1 protein-coding gene and 1 pseudogene are annotated in these 1,116 nt (G+C 53.9%); one reads left to right on the forward strand and one right to left on the reverse strand.

Features of this window, described 5'->3' with window-relative positions:
- A partial coding sequence (locus CW742_RS14505; RefSeq protein WP_292421603.1) for a transposase occupies window positions 1-519 on the forward strand: 519 nt, incomplete at its 5' end.
- A gap of 24 nt (window positions 520-543) precedes the next feature.
- Here CW742_RS14505 and CW742_RS14510 read toward each other — a convergent pair.
- Window positions 544-1,116, reverse strand: a pseudogene (locus tag CW742_RS14510) (hypothetical protein); the annotation flags it as partial.

The following is a 1,116-nucleotide window of genomic DNA, read 5'->3' on the forward strand; positions in this document are numbered from 1 at the left end:
TTCTCTGAACGAACCGGTAAAATCCGAAAACATTTCCTTAAATCCTCTATCTCGGTCGATACAGAACTCCAGGTTATTACCGGTTTTATCGTCTCAAAAAGCAGGGTCCATGATACCCGCCATGCCAGAAAATTGCTTCGACAATGCCATAGGCTCCGAACATCTGATTGTTATGTCATGGACCGGGGTTATGACTCCAATGCAATTCATCGCCTTATCCGAGAAGAACTAATCGCTGATTCAATTATCCCCCCTCGCTTGTGGAATTCTGAATTCATTGGCGGAAATTACCGTCAGGAAATGCTCTCCAGAACCAATGATCCCAGATACAGAAAACGTCAGATCGTTGAAACCAAATTCTCCGTTCTGAAAAGAAAGTTCGGCGGGGATCTTAAAGCCCGGATCTTCCTCATCCAAAGAAAAGAAATTGCCTTGAAAATGATTGTCTGTAACCTTCACAGACTCTTACAATTTGTTCTGGTCGAGGTTTTCTACAGAGCATTTTTTTTAGAAACGTAAAAAAACAGGAGGAATCTGCCCTTCTCACGCCTCCTGGGGCAGCGTGCCGAGGATATACGCAAGGAGGAAGAGGAGCAGGCCGTTGAAGAAGAGGATCGCGGCCACGACAAGACCGGGGATGAGGCCCGGCAGCAGCATGGATGTGCCAAAGAGGATCCCGATGAGGTTGAGCGCGGTCTGGGTGATGAGCAGGTTCCGGACCGGTGCCGGCAGGATGACCGGCTCTTTCGGGGCCGCCCTCATCGCGAGCACCATGGGCACGACCCGGCCGGCAAGGAGGACGAGGCTTCCTATCAGGTTCAGGAGACCGAGCATGACGCGGAGCAGGTCGGTGAGGATTCCCGGCACGATGCAGGAGTACACGCCCATCGCAACGAAGACAAGGCCGATCGTGACCAGGAACCACGAGCGCCGGAACGAACCGAGCGGGGTTTCGCCCATGGCAAGGATCTGGATGGCCATGATGACGAGCAGGAGGCCGAGCTGGCCATCGGGGGAGAACGGGAGCAGGCCGAAGTTGACCGGAACGAGCAGGACAGCGAGCAGTGCAAGGAGCACACCAAGGAAGACGAGGAGTGCGGTCGTCAGGGGCAGGGG

The organism is Methanoregula sp. (genome assembly GCF_002835825.1).
In the GTDB taxonomy this organism is placed as follows: domain Archaea; phylum Halobacteriota; class Methanomicrobia; order Methanomicrobiales; family Methanospirillaceae; genus Methanoregula.